This window comes from Streptomyces recifensis (genome assembly GCF_002154615.1).
GTDB lineage: Bacteria > Actinomycetota > Actinomycetes > Streptomycetales > Streptomycetaceae > Streptomyces > Streptomyces griseoluteus.
Window position 1 is genome coordinate 1 of the sequence record NZ_MUNH01000830.1, and the last position, 746, is coordinate 746.

At 74.0% G+C, this 746-nt stretch carries 1 protein-coding gene and 1 pseudogene; both read left to right on the forward strand.

The window, feature by feature from the left end:
* Window positions 1-255: M4 family metallopeptidase (locus CCN33_RS30105; RefSeq protein WP_208621984.1), on the forward strand; the 255-nt coding region annotated here is incomplete at its 5' end.
* Between the two features lie 300 nt (window positions 256-555).
* Window positions 556-746 (forward strand): annotated as a pseudogene (locus CCN33_RS30110) (hypothetical protein); the annotation flags it as partial.

The following is a 746-nucleotide window of genomic DNA, read 5'->3' on the forward strand; positions in this document are numbered from 1 at the left end:
GAGGGCAGCGGCGCGAAGACCATCAACGGCGTCTCGTACGACTCCCCGACGGCCAACGGCCAGTCGGTGACCGGCATCGGCCGCGACAAGGTCGGCAAGATCTGGTACCGCGCGCTGACGGTGTACATGACGTCCTCCACCAACTACGCGGGCGCCCGCACGGCGACCCTGAACGCGGCGAAGGACCTGTACGGGGCCGGGAGCGCGGAGTACAACGCGGTCGGGGCGGCGTGGAGCGCGGTGAACGTGAGCTGAGCCTCCCGTGGCGAGCGGTGGCTGACGGTGCGTCGGGGTCCGGCGCACCGTCTTCGCGTTCCCCCCGGCCGCACGCCATTCGTGTGCACTTGGCTCCGGGCCCCCAGTCCGCCCCTGACCTGCGGTGACGTCGCGCCGCCTCACCCGTGCGGGGGCTGCGGCGGCCACCCGTTCACCGCAGCGGGGGCGGCTGCTCGGGAGGCGGGCCGGGCGCGGTGGCCTTTACCTCGAAAGGGCAGGGGCACGTCCCCCGCGCCACACGAGTCGAGGACACGAGTCGGACAAGCTCTGGGGAGCACCATGCGACGCACCGCCCGTCTGCTGACCGGTACCGCGCTGGCCGTAGCCGCGGCCGGGCTCGGCACCGTTCCGGCCCACGCGGACGCGGCCCGTCTGACGCCCGCGCGGGCCGACAGCCTCCAGGTGTACCCGTCCACCGCGCTGCCCGGCAGCCAGGTCACGGTGAACACGGCGGCCTGCGGGGAGAAGGG